Below are 20,224 nucleotides of genomic sequence, written 5' to 3'. Positions count from 1 at the left end.
GTCGGTTGGTCGGGTGGGTTCGGCGCCGCGCTGGGCTCGGCGGCTGAGCCGGGATCGTCGGGCGGGTTCGGCTCGGCGGGTTCTGCGGGTTCGCTGCCCCGCTCGCGGTTCACAGCGTGGTCCTCGGGCGGATGGCGTTGGCGCGGTCCACCAACTCGAAACGGGCCCACATATCGTCGGTTTCGCGCGCCAGGTCGCGGTAGCAGCGCTCCAATCCGGTGCGCACTCCCTCGTGGTCGAGCGAGACGCCGAGCAGCGGCGCGTGATTCGTCGCCGCCCTGCCGCCGCTCAGCCAGGCCAGCGTGGCGTCCAAGACCCGCATGCGCACCTCGGCCCCGCGGCGTTTGGAGTCGAGCGCCAGCGCGCCGACCCGGCCGCCCGCATCGCGCAGCACCGACTCGTTCAGCTCGGCAGCCGTGCGCTCGGCGAGCAAGGCGTCCACCGCGGCCACGCGCGCCTCGGTGTACAGCGACGAGGATCGGTCGACCTGGTCGAGGACGGCGACCGCGCCATCGCGGTCGCCCGCGCCGCGGCGCACCCGCGCCAGGCCGAACACCGCGGCGGGGAAGGCGCGGTCGGTGCGCCAGACGGTGTCGTAGTAGCGCGCCGCGACGGCTCCGTCGCCGGCGAGTTCGGCTACCGCGGCCAGCGCCAGCTTGGGCGCCGGTTCACCGGGTAGCGCGGCGTAGACGGCCTCGAACTCGGCGCGGGCCGCGGCGAAATCGCGGGCGAGCAGCCCGGCCTGGCCGCGATACCAGGCCAGTCGCCAGTCGCCGGGCAGCCGGTCGGCGAGCTCGGTGAGCCTGCGCTCGGCCTGCGCCGGGTCGCCGATGTCCAGGGCGGCGCGCACCAGGCGCAGTGGGATCTCCACCGATTCGGCGCGGCCGGTGACCACCGAACGCAGGCCGTCGGCGAAGGCGCGTTCCAGTTCCTCCGGCGTCGTCCCCGCCGTGGTGGCGAGCAGCGCGGCGCCGCTGTCGCCCGGATCGACCAGCGGCACCGGCAGACCGGCGACGACGTCCTCGGGCGCGACCGCGGAGCCGACGCCGAAGACCGCGCGCGGCGGCCCGAAATACGCCGACATGCCGGGGCGCGGCGACCCGTCGTCGGCGCTGAGCGCCTCGCGCAACACGCCGGTCAGCTGGTCGGTCATCTCCTCCATCGAGGCGAACCTGGCCTCGGGATCGGCGTCGGTGGCGCGGAGCAGGAACCGGTGCAGCGAGTCGTAGCGGGCGAGCAAGGGTTCGGCGTCCGGTCCCGGTAGCGCGCCGAAATGCCCGTCCTCCTGCGGGATGTGCATGATCAGCACGGCCAGCGTGCGGCCGACGCTGTACACCTCGGTCGCGACCGTCGGCCCGGTGGTCGCGATCTCCGGCGCCTGATATCCGATCGTGCCGTAGATGGCGCTGTCCTGATCGTCCATGGCGATCACCGCGCCGAGATCGATGAGCTTGAGTTGCTCATCGGTCTGCATCACGTTGTCGGGCTTGAAGTCGCAGTAGGCGAGCCCGAGCGAGTGCAAGTGTCCGAGTGCGGGCAGCATCTCCAGAATGTAGGCGATGGCCTGCGGCACGGGCAGGTAACCACCGTCGGTGTCGCGTCGTTTGCGCAGGATCTGCTTCAACGAGGTGCCGCCGACGAACTCCATGACGATGTAGCCGACGGCGACGCCGTCCGCTCCGGCGTGCTCGACGAAGTTGAAGATCTTGACGATGCTCGGATGCTCGACCTCGGCCAGGAACCGCTTCTCGGCGACCGCCGCCGCCATGGCGTCCAGGTCACCGGAATTGAGCAGACCCTTGAGCACCACCCAGCGATTGCCGACATTGCGGTCGGTGGCCAGGTAGATCCAGCCCAAGCCGCCGTGCGCCAGGCAACCGACCACCTCGTACTGACCACCGACGAGATCGCCGCCGGAGAGCTTGGGTGCGAAGGAGAAGTGGGTGCCGCAGTTCGGGCAGAAGCCTTCGGTGCGGCCGGGTGCGCCCTCGCGTCCTCGGCCCACCGGGCGCTCGCAGGCGCCGCAGAAACGCTTCGGCTCGGCAACCATCGGGTCGGCCAGGATCGCCGAGCTCGGGTGGATCCGGGGCACTCGCGGCACTTCGACCAGTCCGGCGCCGAGCCGTCCGCGCGCGCTGGACTTCGACGACGCGGAGCGGCCGGTGCGCACCGAGCGGGTGGAGCCCCTGGTCCCCGGCCCGGTGGTCCGGGCCGAGGCGGCGACCGTTCCGGTCGCCGCGGGCGCGGTGCCGCAGGTGTCGCAGTAGCCGCCGGATATCGTGCCGTCGCAGCCGGGTTCGGTGCAGGCGTCGGCGCGCGCGGACGGTGACTCGATCGCCTCCGGCGCGGTGGTCTCCGGCGCGGCGGCAGCGGGTGCGGTGCCGCACACCGTGCAATAACCGTCCTCGACCGGCTCGTCGCAGCCGGGTTCGGTGCAGGTCATGATCTCCTCCCCGCTCTTTCCGCGATGAGTCGCTGGTAGTCGGCGATCGCGCGGGTGGCCGCCGCGAGATCGCACGGGCGGTACGACAGCAGCTCGGTCGCGCGCTTCTCCCGTGCCGCCAGCTCGTCGTCCGCGCCGACGCCCAATCGGGCGGCCTTGGCCCGATAGGCCGCGAGCCGCCCGCGCAGCTCGGCGCGGCGGTCGAGCAAGCCTTGGGCGAGTTCTGCCGCGCCTGCGGCCGCTGCGCTTGCCGTGGCGATCCGGCGGCGCAGCTCGTGCAACGCCGCGCCCGCGCCCGGCGTGGCAGCGAGGGCGGCCAATTCGCCGCCGAGCGCCCGGTGCGCCGTCTCGAGCACGGGCAACGGACCGGTGCGGATCTTGCGCTCGGCTTCCGCACGCGCGCGTTCGGCGCGCGCCTCCGTTTCGGCGAGCGCGGTCAGCCTGTCGCGGGTCGCCGCCACGGCGGCATCCCAGTTCGCGGTGATCGACGCCAGTTCGGCGAGCAGGTCCGAAGCGCGGTCCAGGCGGGTGCCGATATCGGCCAGGCGAGCGTCGATCTCGGGCGGTGTCAGCGCCAGCGGATCGGTGGCGGATCGGCGCAACAGCTCGGCGATCGCCTCGCCGATGTCCCGCAGTTCCGTGGTGACCGCGCCCGCCTGGTCCACCCGAGCCTGAAGCGGCGCGAGCCCGGACATCACCCTGTCGTTGACCGCGCCGACCTCGTCGAGGAAGGCGGCGATCCGGGGAAAGGTCGCGCGCATGCGGTCCACCGTGTCGGCCAGGCCGACGAACAGCACCCGTTCGCCTGGGCCGGTGAGCGAGCGCTGTGCCAGGGGAATCGGTGTGCGGGAGGCCTCGTGCGGCCGCCCGTGCAGCAGCCGGGTCAGCTCGGCGCGCGCCTCGGCGTCCAGCCGGGACCGGGCGCCGCGCACGGTGCGCGCCGCGTCCAGGATGGCTTGCAGCCGGGCCAGGTCCTGCCACATCAGGTCGAGCTCGGCGCGGATCGGCGTCCACCGGCGTTCGGTGAGACCCGTCGGCGGAAAACGGCGCAGCAGGGTCAGGCCGGGATGGCGGTCCAATTCCAGCAGTGTGGCGGTGATCGCGTCGAATTGGGCGGTGCGGGCGGCCAGTTCGCGATCGATCTCGGCGAGGGTGAGCGGCTGCATGGTCGCCCGGATCACGCGGTGTACCGGGTTTCCGGCGGGCCGGGCGAGGGACCGAGAACGCTCAGGTGCGCGGCGTAGATCCGCTGCCAGGTGCCGTCCGCCCGCATGCGTTCGAGCACCGCGTTGACGAAACGCACCAGCTCCGGCGCGCCCTTGGCCACCCCGATGGCGTAGGCGCCGGAGCCGATGGGTTCGCCGACCACCTCGAGATTCCGGTCCTGCGCGACCAGACCGTGCAGAATCGGGTCGTCGGCGCTGATCGCGTCCACGTGGCCCTGTTGCAGCGCGGCCAGACAGTCGGTCCAGTTGGTCACGCCGAAGACGGTGAGCCGCTTGGGCAGCGCGAACAGCGGGCCGGACGCGGTCGTTCCCCTGGCCACGCACACCCGCTTGCCGCCGAGATCGGCGCTGGACCTGATGCCGGAGTTCTTGGGCGCCAGAATGCGCTGCGCCGCACGGTAGTAGACGGCGGAGAAGTCCACGTCGCGGCGGCGCTCGCAGGTGGCGGAGAAGGTGCGCACGATCAGGTCGACCTTGTTCTCGCGCAGCGCGGAGATGCGCTCCTCGGCGGTCACCGAGCGCAGTTCGATCCGGTTGGGGTCGCCGAACAGCGCCCTGGCGATCTCCCTGGCGATGTCGATGTCGAAGCCCTCGAGCTCGTTGGTGGTCGGGTTGCGGAAACCGAACAGGTAGGTGTTCTGGTCGACGCCGACCCGGACCCGCCCATTGGCCACGATCGCGGCCATCGGCGATCCCGCAGGCATCGCACCCGGCGGCGGCAGCGGCCCCGGCCGCAGGCTGGCCTCGGCGTCGCATTCGTCCTCGGCTTGCCCGGGCGTGGTGATCGGGGCGAACTCGGGCGGAGCCGGATTCACCGCCGCGGCGGGCGGCGTCGCGGGCACGGAGGCGTCGGTGCTGCACGCGGCGAGCAGCGGGCCGACCACAACCAGGGCGACGACCAGCGCGCACAGCCGTCTTCTCACAGGAACTCCTTCAGCCGCGGCCACAGTCCGACGACGGCGGCGCCCGCCGCGAACAGCATCAGCAGCAGGACTCCGGAGGGGCTCCAGGTCAGTGCGTCACCCGCGGCGTCCATACCGCCGCGCAGATCGCTGCGCACCCGCTGCACGTCCGCGCGCAGGGATTCGTCGAGTTCGGCGAATCGGGTCGCCGAGGTCTCCGGTCCCGCGCCGATGGCCTGATCCACGGCGGCCGGATAGTCGGCCGCCTGGTACGCCGCGAGCTGACGGCGGTGACCGGACGTCCAGCCCTCGAAGCGCAGGGCTGCGGGCGAATCCGAGCCGGTGACCTGCGAGAGGCGGTCGCGCAACGCCGCGGTGTGGCGATTGAACGTCTCCTCCCCCGCCGCGATATCGCCACGGGTGACCAGCTGCAAAGTCTCCGCCGTACGCGCCTGCTGCGCCAGAATCCTTGCCTCGGCCAGGGTTTGGAAGCGAACCGCCGCACCGTCGCGTCCGGTCTCCAATGCCGTCGCGGCCACCGAGGTCGCGAGCACCGTCCATATCAGCGCGACACCTGCCGCGGCCGCCGCGACCACGAGTCCCGGATTGACCCGCCGGTTGGTCCGGCGCAGCAGCACGAAAGAGCCCGCGCCGCAAGCGATGAGCACCAGCAACAGCGTCGTGATCGTGGCGAACGGCAACGCGCCGATCGCTCGCTGGTCCTGGTGCACGGCGGCGAAACGCAGCGCGCTGAGCTCCTCGGCGTTCTTCAGCAGCGAGTCCTGCATGATGTCGGAGGCCTCGCGCAGGTAGGCCGAGCCGACCGGGAAGCCCTGCCGATTGTTCGCCCGCGCGGTCTCGACCAGCCCCGTGTACGCGGGCAATTCGGCGCTGATGGCCGCCACGATGCGGCGGGTCCGTTCGTCGGAGGCGCCCGCGGTGGCCTGCGCGAGCGCGTCGGCCGCGTCGGCGAGTGCCTGCTGGTATCGGGCGCGCACCTGCGGTGTCTCGATACCGCCGGTCAGGAAGGCCTCCGCCGCGGCCGCGTCGGCCGCCGAGAGCGAGACGTACAGGTTCTGCGCCGCGTAAGCCAGTGGTTCGGTGCCTGCGAGGGCGGCGTCGCGCCGATCGATCTTGCCGCTCAGCTGGTTTGCTCCGGTGAAGCCCGCGAGCAGGCACAGCGTGACCGTCACCAGTGCGAGCGCACCGATCAGACCTGGTGTCGTGCGCGCGAAGCGTCGCACCCACGCCGCCCCGTCGCGCGCGGTCGCCGGAAGGCGAGGTCCCACACCGTCCCCCCTTCGTCTACCCGGCCGGTGTCTCCGCACGCGATAGTACGGTAGGCCGCTGCGTTGCGCTCCCCCTTGCTTTCTCGCTCTCGCGACCGCACAGCAACGACCACCGTCCGGCCGCCGCCGCCGGGTCTCAGTCGTCGCCGCCGAGCGCGCGGAAACTCAGGTAACTCGGGTTGTCCGGACGCAGCAGAACGCGCTGACCCGCGATCTGGCGCTGCTTCCACGGCGGGATCAGGTGACGGGGTGAACTGGTGCGGCTCACCGAGATTCGCAACCGGTGCCCGGCACGGAGCAGGGCCTCGGTGGGGTTGATCTCGATGTCGATCTCGAAAGCGAGGCCCGGTTCCACCGGTTGCGCGGAATCGGCGGTCATGGGGTGCACGGCGAAAAGCAGCTCGCCCTCGGCGTAGTAGCTGTCGGCCGAGTCGACCGCGCGCAGTGTGGACAGCAGCGCACCGCGGGTGAGCGGCACCGAGGCGCCGTCGGGCCGCACGTCGCACACGATGACCGACCAGAATGCGTCGGCGCCGTCGGCCGTCGCGAGCAGGTGCAGATTCATCGGACCGGAGAGCACCGTATCGGTGGCGAACGGCGCGCTCGTGAAGGTGAGCGCGGTGGCCTCGCTGCGCCGGTCGTCGTTGCCGAAACGGTCGCCGAACAGCAGCGCGACGCCCATCGTCATCACCGCGGTGTTGTTGGAGGCCGCGCTGACCCGGCCGGTCGGCACCGGCAGGGACAGCTCGGTATCGGTTGGCGCGGAGGATAATCCGCCGTCCAGCGCGGCGTGCCCCGCGGTGCCGCTCGGCACGTCGGTCAGATAGAGCCTGCGTACGCCCGTCGCCGGGTCGGGAAACTCGGCGCGCTGCACCCACCGCCCGTCGCCCTGCCTGCGCACCGTGACCGGTCCGTACCCGTCGATGCCGTTGTCGATGCCCTTGACCCACCGGTCGAAGAACGCGCACTGGAGTTCGTCGAGCGCCTGCGGGTTGCCCGGATCGCCGAAGCCGGAGCCGGGCGTGAGATGGTAGGAGTCGTCCACCAGGACCTGCTTGGGTCCCGGCGCGACCGGAATACGGTCGTAGATGCGGAAATTCGACCGGTTGTAGACGTCGTGCCAGCCGCCGTGGATCCAGGTGGGCACGTCGATCTCCTCGAAATGGGCCAGCCGCGCCGCCCATTCCGGATTGAGATAGCCGTCGGGATGGTCGATGTCGAGGGCGATCCGCAGCGCCCTGCGCACCCAGTCCGAGCGCGCGGTGACGCGATCGCGCAGATAGTGGCCCAGCAGCCCGTTGCGCACCAGGCCGGGCAGCGCGGGAACGCGTCCGGCCCCGTGCACGAACAGGATCCACGCGAGCATGCCCGGCGTGGGCACACCGCCGGTGAGCCCGAGTTCGCGCACCGGGTTCTCGCCCGCCTCGATGGCGAACACCGCGGTGAGGCCCTCCGGGCGCAGGCCCGCCGTGATGAGCGCCGAGATCGCGCCGTAGGAGAGTCCGGTCACCGCGACGCGCCCGTCGCACCATGGCTGCGCGCGGACCCATTCGAGCACCTCGAGGTAGTCGCGCTGTTCGCGGGGGCCGAAGAAATCCCAGGTGCCGGTGGAACTTCCGGTGCCGCGCACGTCCACCATCAGTCCCACGTACCCGCGCGAGACGGCGGTGCGGTTGATCGCGAACGGCTCCAAGATCCCGCCCGCCGGGGTGCGCAGCACGTCGCGTGCCGTCATCCTGCCTCGGTCCGACGGTGCGACACGCATCGCCAGCGCGCGCAGCGCCCGATTCGCGCGCATACCGTGCCGGTTGAGCATCTTGTTGTAGGCGGTGAAGTTGATCAGCGCCGGGAGCGGCTCGGCGGTCGGCCCGGACCGGTCGCCGGGACGCAGGACGTCGGCGCTGAGCACGGCGCCGTCCGACATCGGGATCGGAATCGTCGAGGACGCATGTAGTTTCGGGTAGCGCGCCGGCCCTATGTCGAAACGTGCGTCCGGCAGCGCGCCGGTAGCGCTGGTCAGCGGCTCGACCATGGCGATCCCCCTCCGAGGTTCGTGTCTTATCGTGCGCGCAGCACGCCCGGCTTGTCGACGTACCGTTGCATCGCCCAGTTCAGGCCGCGCATGGCGAGGTTGTAGGAGGGCGGGAAGTAGCGCTGGGCCCAGTGCCCGATCCGGATGTCGTGCGAGGTGTAGATCAGATACCGGTTCCGCTCCACCCCGCGCACAATGGATTTCGCCGCCTGTTCGGGCGTGACGGCGTGCCGCAGGAACAGCTTCAGCCCCGCTTGCACGGCCTCGGCCTCGCGGTCGACGCCCGCGATGTCCACCCGGTTCACCATCGGCGTCGACATCGCGCCAGGACACACCAGGCTGACGCCGATCCCGTGCCTGCGCAGGTCGAAACGCAGCACCTCCGAGACGCCGCGCAGCCCGAATTTGCTTGCGCTGTACGGCGCGTGCCACGGCAGACCGAACAGGCCCGCGGCCGAGGACACGTTGACCAGGTGCCCGCCACGTCCCGCCTCGATCATCGGCGGCAGGAACTCCTCGATGACGTGGATCGGACCCATCAGGTCGATGTCGATGGTGCGCCGCCACTGATCGTGGGTCAGACGGTCGACGGTCCCCCAGGTGGCGATGCCCGCCACGTTCATCACGATGTCGACGCTGCCGATCGTGTCGTGCGCCTTCGCGGCCAACGCGACGACGGCGGCGTGGTCACTGACGTCGAGTGCCTCGGCCAGGTGCACGGTGGCGCCCGCCTCGCGCAACTCCCCGGCGGTACGCTGCAAGCCTGCCTCGTCGATGTCGGTGAGAATCAGTGACGCGCCCTTGGCCGCGACCGCACGGGCGGTGTCTCGGCCAAGGCCGCTGGCCGCCCCGGTGATCAGGCAGCTCTTGCCGTCGAACTTCGTCATGGCTAGACCATAAGTGTCGGTGAACACGGTTGTCTATCAATCGAGCGCGATGCGTCCCAGACGGAACCGTTCGACGCGGGCCGCACAGGGGCGGGAGGAGCACCGTTACGGCTCGGAAGAGCTTTTCGCCGACGGGTTTTCATAGAGCAACAGGTCGACGACGCGCAGGATTCGGTCGATGTCGAAGCGGCGGGGGTCGGCCAGCATCTGTCGCGCCACGGTCTGGACGGCGCCCTGCACGATCTCGACGAAAACGTCGAGGTCCACCTCGTCGGTGTGTTCGTCGGCCGGTCGGCTCGCCAGCCAGGCGCCGAGCAGCCGTCGCAGCGGCGCGCGTAGTTCGTCGCGCGCCCGCTCGATCGGCGGGCGCAACGCGACGGGCACCCCGTCGATCGGGTAGTACACCAGCCGCCAGCTGTCGGGGACGGAGCTCAGATCGCTCAGGAAGCGGGCCAGTCCCGCGAGCAGCGCCGCCTTGGGATCGGTGGGCGCGGCGGCGAGCTCGGCCACATTCGAGGTGGCGGCGACCATGCGGGCGGTCTCGCGCGCGATGAGGTCGCGGAGCAGGTCGTCGCGGTTGGCGTACAGGTCGTACACCACCGGGCGGGTCACCCCGCCCCGCTCGGCCACCGCGGCGATCGTGACGTCCGCGAAACCGGACACGGCGAGGATGCGTAACGCCGTGTCGAGCAGCTGTTCTCGCCGATCGGCGGGCTGCAGGCGCTTGGCGTACCTGCGGCGCGGCCGGGCGGCGTCGCTACCGGCCCGCGCCACCGGCCACCTCCCCGATGCCCGTGGCGGCCACGGCCCGGCGCGCGAGCCAGCGCAATGTCGAGGCGACGGCGTCGCGGCGCTCGGCGCCCCCTTCGTCGAGCACCAAGCGGGCGGCGGTCTCGCTAGTGCTGATGGCGGTGTAGCTGACGAGTTCGGCGTCGATCTCCCGCTCGCCCATGGCGGCGATCAGGCGGATCATGGCTTCGGAGCGCTCGCGCAGCACCGCACGGCCGTGCGCCACCCGTTCGTGTGCCGCGGGCGGCAGCGCCTGGTCGCGCAGCAGCACGAAGCGCCACGTGGCCGGTGCGGCGAGCACTATGTCCAGGAACAGGTCGGTGGCCTCGGCCGCGACCTGGGCGGGATCGGCTCCGGGCCGGATTTCGGGAATGGACGCGGTCGCCATGTCCAGCGCGCGTTCTTCCTCCCGGTCGAGCAGTGCGGTGAAAAGCCCGTCGCGGTCGCCGAATTCGGCGTAGAGCGCGGGCCTGGTCAGGCCTGCGGCTCGGGCGACGGCGTGCATGCTCGCCTGGGTGTAGCCCTCGCGGAGGATGAGATCGCGTGCCGCGTCGAGGATCTGGTCGCGTCGCGCTGACACCTTCGCCTCCATCGTGATCGGTCGTCGAGCGTCAGCACTCCCCCAGCGAACTGGTCACCCGATTGAATAGTGTACGCAGCCGGAGGCTCAGCGGGGCGAGTCGCGCCGGAATGCGAGCTCATCGCCCGTCGGTTTGTCCACGGAGACAATCAGTTTCATCGAATCCTACGGCGGCGACGGAGCTACGGAGGTAAATTGACGTCGTTGTATTCGTATGTGACGCAGACTACTTCCGATCGGTGGAAGTGCTGATGGTCACAGGTGATCGCGACATCGGGCTACCCCAGAAGCCCCGGATGTCGGCGACCCGCGCCGAGGCGGATCGGTGCGTGCGCAACGGGGGATGGAGGAACGATGAAGGAGGCGGCACCGACCGTCGCGGACGGGGGCGCGATCCGGATCGCGCGGGAAAACGTCACCGGCACCGCGGTTTCCAGCGTGCGCACGTTCGGCCGGGCGGTCGATCTCGGCATCGAGTCGGTGCGCGGCGCGGTCTCCGATCTGATCGGCCTGCGGTTCCAATGGCAGGAGATGCTGCGCCAGGCCTGGTATCTGGTGACCGTCACGGCCCTGCCCGCGGTGCTGATGGCGGTGCCGTTCGGTGTGGTGGTCTCGGTGCAGGTGGGCAACCTGATCCACCAACTCGGCGCCGATTCGATGATCGGCGCGGCGGGCGGGCTCGGCGTGATCCAGCAGGGCGCGCCGATCGCTACCGGATTGCTGCTCGGCGGGGCAGGCGCCTCGGCCATCGCCGCCGACCTCGGCGCACGGACCGTGCGCGAGGAGATCGACGCGTTGCGCACCATGGGAATCAGTCCCGTGCACCGGCTCGTCATCCCCCGGGTGGTGGCGATGCTGTTCGTCGCTCCCCTGCTGAACGTGCTGATCATCTTCGTCGGGGTGGTCTCCGGTTACGCGGTCGCGATCAGCGCGCAGAACGTGACGCCGGGCAGCTACTGGGCGACGTTCGGCTCCTTCGCGGTCGTCGCCGACGTGTGGATCTCGTTGGCCAAGGCCATGCTGTTCGGCTTCCTCGTGGTGATCATCGCCTGCCAGCGCGGGCTGGAGGCCAAGGGCGGGCCGCGCGGCGTCGCCGACGGCGTCAACGCCGCGGTGGTGATCTCGGTGGCCTCGATCATCGTGGTCAACCTGGTGATCACCCAGATCGTGACGATGTTCCTGCCACTGCGGGTGGCCTGAGATGACCGCGACACCCTACGCACCCAAAGGCCTCGGCTGGGCCTATCGCGCCGCCCGCAACCGCGGCCGGATCCTCGCCCCGATCGAAACCACCGGTTTCCTGCTCGGTTTCGTCTTTCAGGCGCTGTGGGCGATACCGCTGACGCTGCGCCGCTACCGCGCCCAGACGATGCGCACCATCACCGACATGACCTGGGGGCGCGGGTCGGTCATCGTCGGCGGCGGCACCGTGCCGATGCTGGTGGTGCTCGGCGTCGCGATGGGCGCTGGCGTCGGCATCCAGTCCTTCGCCGCGCTGGACCTGATCGGCCTCGGGCCGGTCACCGGCGTGGTGTCGGCCTTCGCCAACACCAGGGAACTCGCCCCGATCGCGGCGGCGATCGGCTTCGCCGCGCAGGCGGGCTGCCGGATGACCGCGGAGATCGGCTCGATGCGCATCTCCGAGGAGATCGACGCCATCGAATCCCTCGGATTGCGCTCGGTGCCTTTCGTCGTCACCACGCGGGTCATCGCGGGCGCCGTCGCGATCGTGCCGACTTTCCTCATCGCGCTGATCCTGAGCTATCTGGCCTGTTCCGCGGTGATCGTCCTGCTGCACGGTCAGGCGGGTGGCGTGTACAACCACTACTTCTTCCAGTTCACCAGTGGCTACGACGTGCTCGCCGCGGTGGTCAAGATCCTGGTGTTCGGCGTCACCGTCATCCTGATCCATTGCTACTACGGCTTTTTCGCCTCCGGCGGACCCGAGGGCGTCGGCATCGCGTCCGGTCGCGCGGTGCGGGCCAGCTTCGTCGCCATCATCGCCCTCGACATGGTGCTCACCATCATGCTCTGGGGCATCAACTCCGCCATCGAATTCCCGGGGTGATCCCATGCCGAACTACGGACTGCCCGGCGTGCCGATGAGCAGGCGCGGTTCTCGTGCGCTGGGCGCCGCCGCGCTGGCGCTGACGGTCGCCGCGGGACTCACCTGGCGCGCGGGCCTCGACGACCGGCCGCCGGACCGTCTCCAGGTCCAGCTGCGCACCGAGCAGATCGGCGAAGGCGTCATCGAGGGCACGCGGGTGCGCTACGACGGCGTCACCGTCGGCGAGATCACCGAGATCGCCGCCGTCGGCAAGGGACGCCAGTTGATCACGCTGGATCTCGACAAGACACAGACAGCGGGCCTCACCGACGCGCTCACCGTGGACTACGCGCCGGAGAACCTGTTCGGGATCAGCGCTCTCACGCTGCGGGCCGCCGTGGGCGGCGCACCGCTCGCCGAGGGCGGATTGATCGATCTCGCCGGCGCGCACGCCGACAAGGTCACCGACGTGACCATGGGCAGCCTGCTGCGCGCGCTCACCGCCACCTCCACCGAGGTGCTCACCCCGCAGCTGTCGGAATTGCTCGCCACGGTCAACAGCGAGATGAGCTCGTTCGCCCCGCTCTGGGAGGCGATCATCGCGCTGAGTCGCGCCGTGGCCGACACCCAGCGCTACCCCGCGCCGTACCTGATCGACCAGTACGCGGCCTTCTTCGGCGGCGCGGGCGATTTCGCCTCCGCGACCTTCCGGCTCCTGCACGCGGTCATGAACATCGAGATCTTCCGCAACGACCGGCCGCGCTACGACGCCACCATCACCATGGTCGTGGACGGAGCGCTGCCCAAGATCGGGTTGCTCGGTGACGCCGCGAATCGGCAGTTGCACAGCTACACAGCCGAACTGACGCCGCTCGTCGGTGCGCTCGCGGCCACGCTGCCCGAGCCGGGACGCTCGCGCGCCGAGACCGCCGCATTGATCGATCGGCTCGAGCGCCTGTTCTCCGACACACCCGACGGGCCCGCGCTGAATGTGGCCGTGACCCTGCGCGGGATGCCGGGGCTCGCGGTGCCGCTGCTCGGACCGTCCGGATTCGCGGCGCTGAACGCGGGAGGTGCGCGATGACGGCCCTGCCGATCCGCGCCGTGATGTGGCGGCTCGGGCTGTTCGCGGCCGCGATGGTCGTGCTGCTGGCCGTCGTCGTGCAGGCGATCACCCGCCCGGTGGACGGCGAGACCGGTTCCTACACCGCCGAATTCACCGACGTGAGCGGACTGAAGACCGGCGACGACGTCCGGATGTTCGGCGTGTCGGTCGGCAAGGTCGCCGAGATCGAGCGGGCGGGCAACAACGCCCGGGTGACCTTCACCGTCCAGCGCGACCGCCCCGTCTACGACGCCAGCGTCATCGCCATTCGCTACCAATCCCTGACCGGCCAGCGCTATGTCGATGTGCGGCAACCGGATAGGCCGGGGACGCCGCTGCCGCCCGGCGCGGCGTTCGGGGTGTCGAGCACGATGCCCTCCTTCGACATCACCCAGCTGTTCAACGGCTTGCAGCCGGTGATCGCCGAGTTCTCCCCCGGCGCGCTCAACCAGTTCACCGAAAGCGTGCTCGCGGTGATAGAAGGGAACGGGTCCGGCATCGGCCCCGCGCTGGACGCCATCGAGAAACTCAGTCGCTACACCTCCGATCGGCAGGCGGTGATCGCCACGATCGTGGCCAATCTGCATGCCATCTCCACACAGGTCGGCGGGCGCTCACCGCATCTGGCCACCCTGTTGGAGGGAATCGCGGACGTATTCAGCGCCTTTCGGGTGAAACTGGACGGTTTGCTCGACTTCGCCGCCGTGGCGCCCTCGGCGATGGGACCGCTGAACAGCCTGATGGAGACGCTCGGGTTCACCGAGACCAGCAATCCCGATCTGATGACCGACCTGCGGCTGCTGTTCCCCGACCCGCAGGCGGCACTGGACGCGCTCGGCAGGCTGCCGGGCCTGCTCCAAGCGCTCAGCGCCGCGCTACCGCCCGCGCCTGGCGCCGCCGGTCCGGTGCCGATGAGCTGCTCCAAGGGCTCGGTCGCACTCCCCCAGGTGCTTTCGGTGCTGGTCGCCGGACAAAGGATCGCGATATGCAACGGATGATCCAACGTGCGCTGAATCAGCTCGCGGCGCACGGGTTTTCGCACGATCGGCACGAGGCGGCCAAGAACGCCAGGGAATTCCGCCTCGGTATCCTCGGCGCACTGTTCGTCGCCGCGCTGCTGCTGGCCACCGCGGTGATCTATCTGGTCCCGCTGGGCAAGACCGGCTACACCGCCGACCTGGCGGAGGCGAACTCGGTCAAAGTGGGCGACCAGGTCCGCCTCGCGGGCATCACGGTCGGCTCGGTGACCGCGCTCGAGCTGGGCGAGACGAAGGTGCGAATGACCTTCACGGTGGATCGCGACGTGTTTCTCGGTGACGCGACCAGCCTGGAGATCCGCATGCTCACCGCGGTCGGCGGCCACTACGTCGCGGTGTTCCCCGCGGGCGAGCGCGCCCTCGGCTCCCGGCCGATCCCGCCCGACCGGGTGCGGCTGCCCTACAGCCTGGTGCGCATCCTGCAGGACGCCGCTGCACCTGTCGCTCAGGTCGACGGGGAAACGCTGCGGCAGAATCTGGCCGCCCTCCAGCACTCCCTCGACACCAGCCCCGACGCGTTGCGCCAGATGGGCGCCGCGATGCAGTCCTTCGTGGACATCCTGCGCGGGCAGAACCTCGAGGTGTCGCGTGCGCTCGCGGTGCTGGACGAGTATGTGCGCGCGATCGATGTGAACAAGTCGCTGATCGGGACGTTCGTCCGCGAGGTCGGCACCCTGATGACGGTCGGGCTCGGCAAGCGCGCCGAGATCGAATCGGCGTTGACCGTGGCGGCTTCGCTGCTGTCGCGGATCGCGGCGATCGAGCCGTCCTGGCGGGAGGTGCTCGCCCCGCTGGCCGGGAAGCTGCGCGAGCTGCTGCCGCAGCTGGAACAGCTGGCCGCGCAACTGGATGTGGCCATTCCGCAGTGGCAGCGGCTGCGCGAGCAACTCGTGGCGATGACCGCTTCGGAGGACGGTGTCGTCATCGATCAGTCGGCGCTGACGGCGACGGTGTGTATTCCGCTGCCGGGATGGGAGTGCTGAGCGATGACGCGCATCCTGCGGTCCCAGGGTTTCGTGACCGTGCTCGGCGCGCTGGTGCTGGCGCTGGTCGCCGCGATCGGGTATCTGGTGGTGTTCGATCCGGTGAAGAAGACGGTCGCCTACTGCGCCATCATGCCCGATGCCGTCGGCCTGTATCCGGGCAATCACGTGACGGCGCTCGGCATTCCGATCGGCACGGTCGACGCGGTGCGACCCGAGGGCACGGCGGTGCGGGTCGACTTCGAGGTGCAGGCGGAGCGCGTGCTGCGCGGGGAGGTCACCGCGACCACGGTCTCCGACACCCTGGTCGCCGATCGCGCCCTCGCGGTCCTCGGCGAGCCGGGCGCGGCGCCGTGGGATCGCTCGACGTGCATCACGAACACCTTCACGCCGAAGAGCATCAGCCAAACACTCCAGGGCTTCTCCCAGCTGGCGGCCCAGCTGACCGGCGGCGGAAATCCGGGCGAGCAGACCAGGATTCGGGACAGCGTCGTCGCCTTCGAGGCCGCCACTTCGGGCACCGGTCCGGAGCTGAACAAGCTGATCACCGATCTCGGCGATGCCCTGCGCGCGCCGGACGCGGCCATCGGGCGCATCGGCGGGCTGCTGGACTCCTACGGCTCACTGATGTCGAGCATCGCGCTGAACTGGGAGGACATCAAGATCGTGCTGGTGCAGGCGAGCGAGGGCATCGCCTTCATCAACGAGCTCTGGGACCGCGTGGTGCAGCTGATCGACTCGCTGCTGGTCATCCTGCCGTGGCTCAACAGCATCGCCCGTGAGTACGGCAGGCCGATCCTCGGCGCGCTGGACGGCGCGCTACCGGGCCTGCGGCTGCTCTCCGCGAACGTCGGGTCGCTCCAGCAGCTGGTGTCGATGGTCCCGCCGATCGTGCAGTTCTTCGAGCAGGTGATCGACCCGGCGACCGGGCGGCCGCAGCTGACCTATGCCGCGCCCAAGGTCGGGCTGCCGCGCGAGCAGGCCGATCGGATCTGCGCCGCGCTCAACGCGCTGCGGCCCGGCCACTGTGACGGTGCCGAAAACGGTTTGGCCGACGTGAATCTGGTGTCCCTGGTGCTCGGAACGGTAGGTGCTCGATGACTACGCGATCGGTCCGCCACGCCATGCTCGCTGTCGCACTGGCGGCCGCTCTGCTGTTGCCCGGATGCGGATTCGATCCCGCCCAGGTGCCGGTGCCCGGCGCGACCGTGTCCGGTCCGACCTACCAGGTGCGGATCGAGCTGGCGAACGCACTGAACCTGCCCGCCCAGGCCAAGGTGGTGGCCAACGGCGCGCAGATCGGCAGCCTGCGCGAGGTGCGAGTGGTCGACCCGACGCCGGAGCAGCCCGGCCGGGTGGAGGCGGTCGTCGAGATCGCCGAGGCGGTGCGACTGCCGGTGACCACCACAGTGCAGCTGCGCCAGAACACCATCCTCGGCGACATCTACATCGGACTCAGCACGCCCACCGGCGATTTCGACCGTGTCATCGCGCCGGGCGGCACCATACCGCTGGCGCGGACCCGCCCCGCGCTTCAGGTGGAAGACCTGCTGGCGGGCATGTCGACCTTCGTCGGCGGCGGCGCGATGCAGCAGATGCAGGCCATCGTCAACCGCGTCAACGCGACGCTGCCCGAGCGGCCCGCCGAGACCGCGCGGATCTTCGAGGTGCTCGGCCGCGACGTGTCCGACGTGGCCGAGCACATGGTGGTGGTGGACCGGTTCCTCGACTCGATCCAGCGCGATCTCGATGTGGCGCTGCGCAATCCGCGGGAACTCGACGCGCTGCTCAGCGAGCGTGGCGCGGTGGAGATCCCCGCCGACGCGACATCACTGGTGCTCACGCTCGGCGTGGTCGGCGGGCTCGGCATCGTCGGGCACGCGATCGCCTGGCTCGCGCCGCTGCTCGAGGCGGGCGACGAGGCCGCGAAAGCCTTGGTGCCGTTATTGTTCGCGGACCGGCCGCTGGATCTGAGCGCACCGTCGAATCTGAACCGGGTGGTGTCGCTGATCCGCGACAAGATCATTCCGTTCGTGGAGCGCGGGCCGAAGCTGAACGTCGGCCAGGTGTTCGTGGAGGGAACGGGAACGGTGGACGGGGCGCCGACGCCGGTCGCCACCGACGAGCAGGTGGCTCGAATCATCGCCACCCTCAGGATGATCGGAGTCGTGCGATGAACGTCGCCACCGAAACCGCCTATCCCGGCTACGTCCCCCAGAATCCCGTGGGCAGCGCGACCGACGAGGTGTTGCGGCGACTCGGCCCGCTCGCTTCGCTGGCCGCGATCGCGGCGATTCTGCTGATCGGCGTGGGATATCTGAGCTTCGGCGTGGTGCGGGTCGGCTGGTTCACCGAGTACACCGAGGCCACCATGACGGTCCCGGATTCCGGTGGTCTGCTGCCGCGATCCAAGGTGCTGCTCTCCGGTATCCAGATCGGGCAGATCACCGCGGTGACGCACACCCGCGATGGCATCGATGTGGCCTTCCGTTACGACGCCGAATACCGGGTGCCCGCGAACAGTTCGGTCCGCATCGAGACGCTCTCGGCGCTGGGCGAGCCGTATCTGGAGTTCCGGCCGACGGTCGCGGACGCGCCGTACCTGCGCGACGGCGACCGGCTCGCGGCCGCGTCGGTGCAGCGGCCGGTGTCGATCCCCGAGGTCGCCCGCACCGCGACCCAGCTCCTCGAACAGATCGACCCGGCGACCGTGGCCGCCATCATCGACAACTTCAGCACCGGACTCGCGGGCACCGAGGCGGTGATCCCGCAACTGTCCAGGGCAGGCGACCTGTTGGCGGCCACACTACTGAGCCGCACCGACCTGATTCGCAGGCTGCTGGTCGACATGCAGGCCCAGGCCACCGATATGACATGGGCGGGCGGCGAATTGGCCGCCGCCTCCAGACCGTGGGCCGAGTTCGGTCCGCGGGTCAGCGACGTGGCCGCGGCGATCGCGCGCGTCCTGCGGATCGGCGACACCCCCGCGGACTACCTCACCGACACCGAGGACGTGATCGGACTGCTCCCGTTCCTCGACGCCCTCACCCAGAAGCTGGATCTCCTCGGCCCCGAACTGCGCGAACTGTTTCCGGTCGTCCAGCCACTGCTCGCACTGACAACGGGAGTGCTCGGCAAGGTCGACCTCGGCAGCCTGATCTCCCAGGCCCTGCACGCCACGACCCCGGACGGCGCACTGCAATTGCAGATCACCGTCCGGTAGGTCGGTCCTTCGCGGAGGCCGACATTCGCTGAACGCTGTCCAGGTCTCTGTGCAGCGCTGCGGGGTCACCGGCGCCGCCCGGCTCCGAGAAGTTCGGCCGACGCCAATCTGGCAAAAGAGTGTCGCGGGATGCCAGTCCGGAACCCTGTCCCTCATGGATGGCACGATCGGACGATGAATCACCTGACCAGCCGGTTCGCGGGGCACCTCGATTTCGGCGACGACTCGGTGGCCGGTGCCGTGCTACCTGCTGGAATAGACGGATTCGGAGCCGGTGCCTGGTATTGGATTCACGGTGACGAGACTCTGAACCAAAGCGAACTCGACAAGGCCGAGACCGCTCTCCTCGATGTGAAGGCCCTGGTCGCTGCGGCCTTCGTCGCTTTCGCCGCCGAGCTGACCGATCCCCGGTCGACGACCTCATTGTTTCGCAAGGTTCATCTCGAGGAGATCCCCGAAGAGATGGCGTGCGACTTGTTCGACGTGGACACCTGTGAGGCTGTTACCGACAAGGTCTTCCTCGACCATCTACTCGTCGTCGGCATTGCGATCAGCCCTGCGGCGACGGAACGTGTTCTCGCGCTCGACTTCGCGATCGGCGCTGACAAGCCCACCGACCAGCTGCTTGTTGCCGTGTGGGATCGGAACAACACCGTTACCGTCCACCACGAAAGTTGAGCCCGGCGAATCACCCGTCACTACAAACCAAACCCACAGCTTTTCCGGCATGCACACCAAAAACTCGGCGTGACAACCGAACACGTGATCCACGTCGCGGCAAGCCAGCCTCTGGACATGGCCGTCTGCCACTCGATGGGCATCCGAGCCTTCTGGAGGGTCGACCGGAATACGGCAGAAACCTGCCGTTGAGGCCATAGTGGCCGGTGAGAGACCCGATGTCGGTGTGGCGGGTGGTGCCGGTTAGGGTTCGGGTGCTCTGGTGGTGTTGTTGTTCCGGGTGGTTTCGTGGCTTCGATCGATCGCACCTGTTCACGCTGGTCGACTCGATCGAGCTGGAGCCGGTGACCGCGGAGCGCGCCGTGGCCGACGCAGTGGAATTCGTGCGTGCGGTGCGGAACCGGCGCGGGGACTGGATCGGCGAGACCGTGGTGCTTGAACGCGATGGCGTTAAGTCGGTGGTGCGGGTGGATGTGGACTCCTTCGCCAGCGAGTTGTGGCGGAAGGTGTTGCGGGACAAGCGCCGTCCGAGGATGTCGCGGCGGCATCTGGCGGTGTGCGTGTTCTCCTATCTGGCGGCCGAGCTGCGCTCCGGTGATATCGCGGTGGCAGGGTCGGACTCGTATGCGAACCTGCACGCGCAGTTGATGAGCTGGGACGAGTGCGCGCCGCTGGTCGAGCAGTTCTGCGCCCAGGCCGGTATGCCATCCGAGGCGAGCGAGCTGCACAGTCTGACATGGCCCGCAAGCGCCGTTCTTCGGGAAACCTCACCGGCCAGCTTCCGGCTCGACATGACTACCCGCCTGGATCTGAATCGAGAGCGGGAGGCTTATCCGCAAGCATCTTGATGGCCTCTGTCCGGGGTGCAAGCGCTGTCCCAGCGGCCATCAGCCGTGGCGCGCGTTCGACCTCGGCCGAGCCGGCACCGTGGCAGCGACGAATTCTTGGAGCAGGCCACTGGTAGGAAACTGTTCTCAAGTTCTGTCAGGGGTCGTGCCTACCC

General features: G+C 69.7%; 18 protein-coding genes. 10 read left to right on the top strand and 8 right to left on the bottom strand.

The features are described 5' to 3' along the window. Positions 1-109 precede the first annotated feature (109 nt). The 8 genes from AC3EO7_RS21930 to AC3EO7_RS21895 form a co-directional block, all read right to left on the bottom strand. Entirely contained in the window at positions 110-2,443 is a 2,334-nt protein-coding gene (locus AC3EO7_RS21930; RefSeq protein ID WP_435592271.1) for a serine/threonine-protein kinase, read from the bottom strand. Further along, entirely contained in the window at positions 2,440-3,624 is a 1,185-nt protein-coding gene (locus AC3EO7_RS21925) for a hypothetical protein (RefSeq protein WP_431965516.1), read from the bottom strand. Before AC3EO7_RS21925 ends, AC3EO7_RS21930 begins: the two co-directional genes overlap by 4 nt. Beyond that, positions 3,621-4,592 (bottom strand): glutamate ABC transporter substrate-binding protein, encoded by a 972-nt coding sequence (locus AC3EO7_RS21920; RefSeq protein ID WP_435592270.1) that lies wholly within the window; start codon positions 4,590-4,592, stop codon positions 3,621-3,623. The genes AC3EO7_RS21925 and AC3EO7_RS21920 overlap by 4 nt, the downstream gene beginning before the upstream one ends. Beyond that, on the bottom strand, positions 4,589-5,860 hold the full coding sequence (locus AC3EO7_RS21915) for a hypothetical protein (protein ID WP_435592269.1): 1,272 nt from the start codon (positions 5,858-5,860) through the stop codon (positions 4,589-4,591). Before AC3EO7_RS21915 ends, AC3EO7_RS21920 begins: the two co-directional genes overlap by 4 nt. Positions 5,861-5,996: 136 nt before the next feature. Further along, on the bottom strand, positions 5,997-7,892 hold the full coding sequence (locus tag AC3EO7_RS21910) for a CocE/NonD family hydrolase (protein WP_435592268.1): 1,896 nt from the start codon (positions 7,890-7,892) through the stop codon (positions 5,997-5,999). A gap of 26 nt (positions 7,893-7,918) precedes the next feature. Beyond that, a complete protein-coding gene (locus tag AC3EO7_RS21905) occupies positions 7,919-8,779 on the bottom strand; it encodes an SDR family oxidoreductase (RefSeq protein WP_435592267.1) in 861 nt (286 codons plus the stop codon). Between the two features lie 105 nt (positions 8,780-8,884). Beyond that, positions 8,885-9,553: a TetR/AcrR family transcriptional regulator gene (locus tag AC3EO7_RS21900; RefSeq protein WP_431965506.1), complete on the bottom strand. Its 669-nt coding sequence runs from the start codon at positions 9,551-9,553 to the stop codon at positions 8,885-8,887. Next, entirely contained in the window at positions 9,537-10,148 is a 612-nt protein-coding gene (locus tag AC3EO7_RS21895) for a TetR/AcrR family transcriptional regulator (RefSeq protein WP_431965504.1), read from the bottom strand. The genes AC3EO7_RS21900 and AC3EO7_RS21895 overlap by 17 nt, the downstream gene beginning before the upstream one ends. 354 nt (positions 10,149-10,502) lie before the next feature. Between AC3EO7_RS21895 and AC3EO7_RS21890 the strand changes: the two genes are divergently transcribed. From AC3EO7_RS21890 to AC3EO7_RS21845, 10 genes are all read left to right on the top strand, one after another. Beyond that, positions 10,503-11,348 (top strand): MlaE family ABC transporter permease, encoded by an 846-nt coding sequence (locus AC3EO7_RS21890; protein WP_431965502.1) that lies wholly within the window; start codon positions 10,503-10,505, stop codon positions 11,346-11,348. 1 nt (position 11,349) lies between these two features. Further along, a complete protein-coding gene (locus AC3EO7_RS21885) occupies positions 11,350-12,216 on the top strand; it encodes an ABC transporter permease (protein WP_431965501.1) in 867 nt (288 codons plus the stop codon). Positions 12,217-12,220: 4 nt separating this feature from the next. Further along, positions 12,221-13,279, top strand: coding sequence for an MlaD family protein (locus tag AC3EO7_RS21880; RefSeq protein ID WP_435592266.1), 1,059 nt, complete (start codon positions 12,221-12,223; stop codon positions 13,277-13,279). Then, positions 13,276-14,298: an MCE family protein gene (locus tag AC3EO7_RS21875; protein ID WP_435592265.1), complete on the top strand. Its 1,023-nt coding sequence runs from the start codon at positions 13,276-13,278 to the stop codon at positions 14,296-14,298. The genes AC3EO7_RS21880 and AC3EO7_RS21875 overlap by 4 nt, the downstream gene beginning before the upstream one ends. Further along, positions 14,286-15,320, top strand: coding sequence for an MlaD family protein (locus tag AC3EO7_RS21870; protein WP_435592264.1), 1,035 nt, complete (start codon positions 14,286-14,288; stop codon positions 15,318-15,320). Before AC3EO7_RS21875 ends, AC3EO7_RS21870 begins: the two co-directional genes overlap by 13 nt. Before the next feature lie 3 nt (positions 15,321-15,323). Beyond that, complete coding sequence (locus tag AC3EO7_RS21865) at positions 15,324-16,421, top strand: MlaD family protein (RefSeq protein ID WP_435592263.1); 1,098 nt, start codon at positions 15,324-15,326, stop codon at positions 16,419-16,421. Continuing rightward, positions 16,418-17,497: an MlaD family protein gene (locus AC3EO7_RS21860; RefSeq protein ID WP_435592262.1), complete on the top strand. Its 1,080-nt coding sequence runs from the start codon at positions 16,418-16,420 to the stop codon at positions 17,495-17,497. Before AC3EO7_RS21865 ends, AC3EO7_RS21860 begins: the two co-directional genes overlap by 4 nt. Beyond that, positions 17,494-18,543: an MlaD family protein gene (locus tag AC3EO7_RS21855; protein ID WP_435592261.1), complete on the top strand. Its 1,050-nt coding sequence runs from the start codon at positions 17,494-17,496 to the stop codon at positions 18,541-18,543. Before AC3EO7_RS21860 ends, AC3EO7_RS21855 begins: the two co-directional genes overlap by 4 nt. Positions 18,544-18,717: 174 nt before the next feature. Beyond that, complete coding sequence (locus AC3EO7_RS21850) at positions 18,718-19,221, top strand: hypothetical protein (RefSeq protein WP_435592260.1); 504 nt, start codon at positions 18,718-18,720, stop codon at positions 19,219-19,221. 218 nt (positions 19,222-19,439) lie between these two features. Next, positions 19,440-20,069, top strand: a complete 630-nt coding sequence (locus AC3EO7_RS21845; protein WP_435592259.1) for a hypothetical protein — start codon at positions 19,440-19,442, stop codon at positions 20,067-20,069. The last annotated feature ends 155 nt before the right edge of the window (positions 20,070-20,224 follow it).

It is taken from the genome of Nocardia sp. bgisy118 (assembly GCF_057708605.1).
This window is presented reverse-complemented; position numbering and strand designations above follow the sequence as displayed.

Bases quoted from the DNA above. Each gene is read 5' to 3' on its own strand.
- AC3EO7_RS21930 (WP_435592271.1), bottom strand. From the start codon at position 2,443: ATGACCTGCACCGAACCCGGCTGCGACGAGCCGGTCGAGGACGGTTAT.
- AC3EO7_RS21910 (WP_435592268.1), bottom strand. From the start codon at position 7,892: ATGGTCGAGCCGCTGACCAGCGCTACCGGCGCGCTGCCGGACGCACGT.
- AC3EO7_RS21905 (WP_435592267.1), bottom strand. From the start codon at position 8,779: ATGACGAAGTTCGACGGCAAGAGCTGCCTGATCACCGGGGCGGCCAGC.
- AC3EO7_RS21890 (WP_431965502.1), top strand. From the start codon at position 10,503: ATGAAGGAGGCGGCACCGACCGTCGCGGACGGGGGCGCGATCCGGATC.
- AC3EO7_RS21885 (WP_431965501.1), top strand. From the start codon at position 11,350: ATGACCGCGACACCCTACGCACCCAAAGGCCTCGGCTGGGCCTATCGC.
- AC3EO7_RS21880 (WP_435592266.1), top strand. From the start codon at position 12,221: ATGCCGAACTACGGACTGCCCGGCGTGCCGATGAGCAGGCGCGGTTCT.
- AC3EO7_RS21875 (WP_435592265.1), top strand. From the start codon at position 13,276: ATGACGGCCCTGCCGATCCGCGCCGTGATGTGGCGGCTCGGGCTGTTC.
- AC3EO7_RS21870 (WP_435592264.1), top strand. From the start codon at position 14,286: ATGCAACGGATGATCCAACGTGCGCTGAATCAGCTCGCGGCGCACGGG.
- AC3EO7_RS21865 (WP_435592263.1), top strand. From the start codon at position 15,324: ATGACGCGCATCCTGCGGTCCCAGGGTTTCGTGACCGTGCTCGGCGCG.
- AC3EO7_RS21860 (WP_435592262.1), top strand. From the start codon at position 16,418: ATGACTACGCGATCGGTCCGCCACGCCATGCTCGCTGTCGCACTGGCG.
- AC3EO7_RS21855 (WP_435592261.1), top strand. From the start codon at position 17,494: ATGAACGTCGCCACCGAAACCGCCTATCCCGGCTACGTCCCCCAGAAT.
- AC3EO7_RS21850 (WP_435592260.1), top strand. From the start codon at position 18,718: ATGAATCACCTGACCAGCCGGTTCGCGGGGCACCTCGATTTCGGCGAC.
- AC3EO7_RS21845 (WP_435592259.1), top strand. From the start codon at position 19,440: ATGTCGGTGTGGCGGGTGGTGCCGGTTAGGGTTCGGGTGCTCTGGTGG.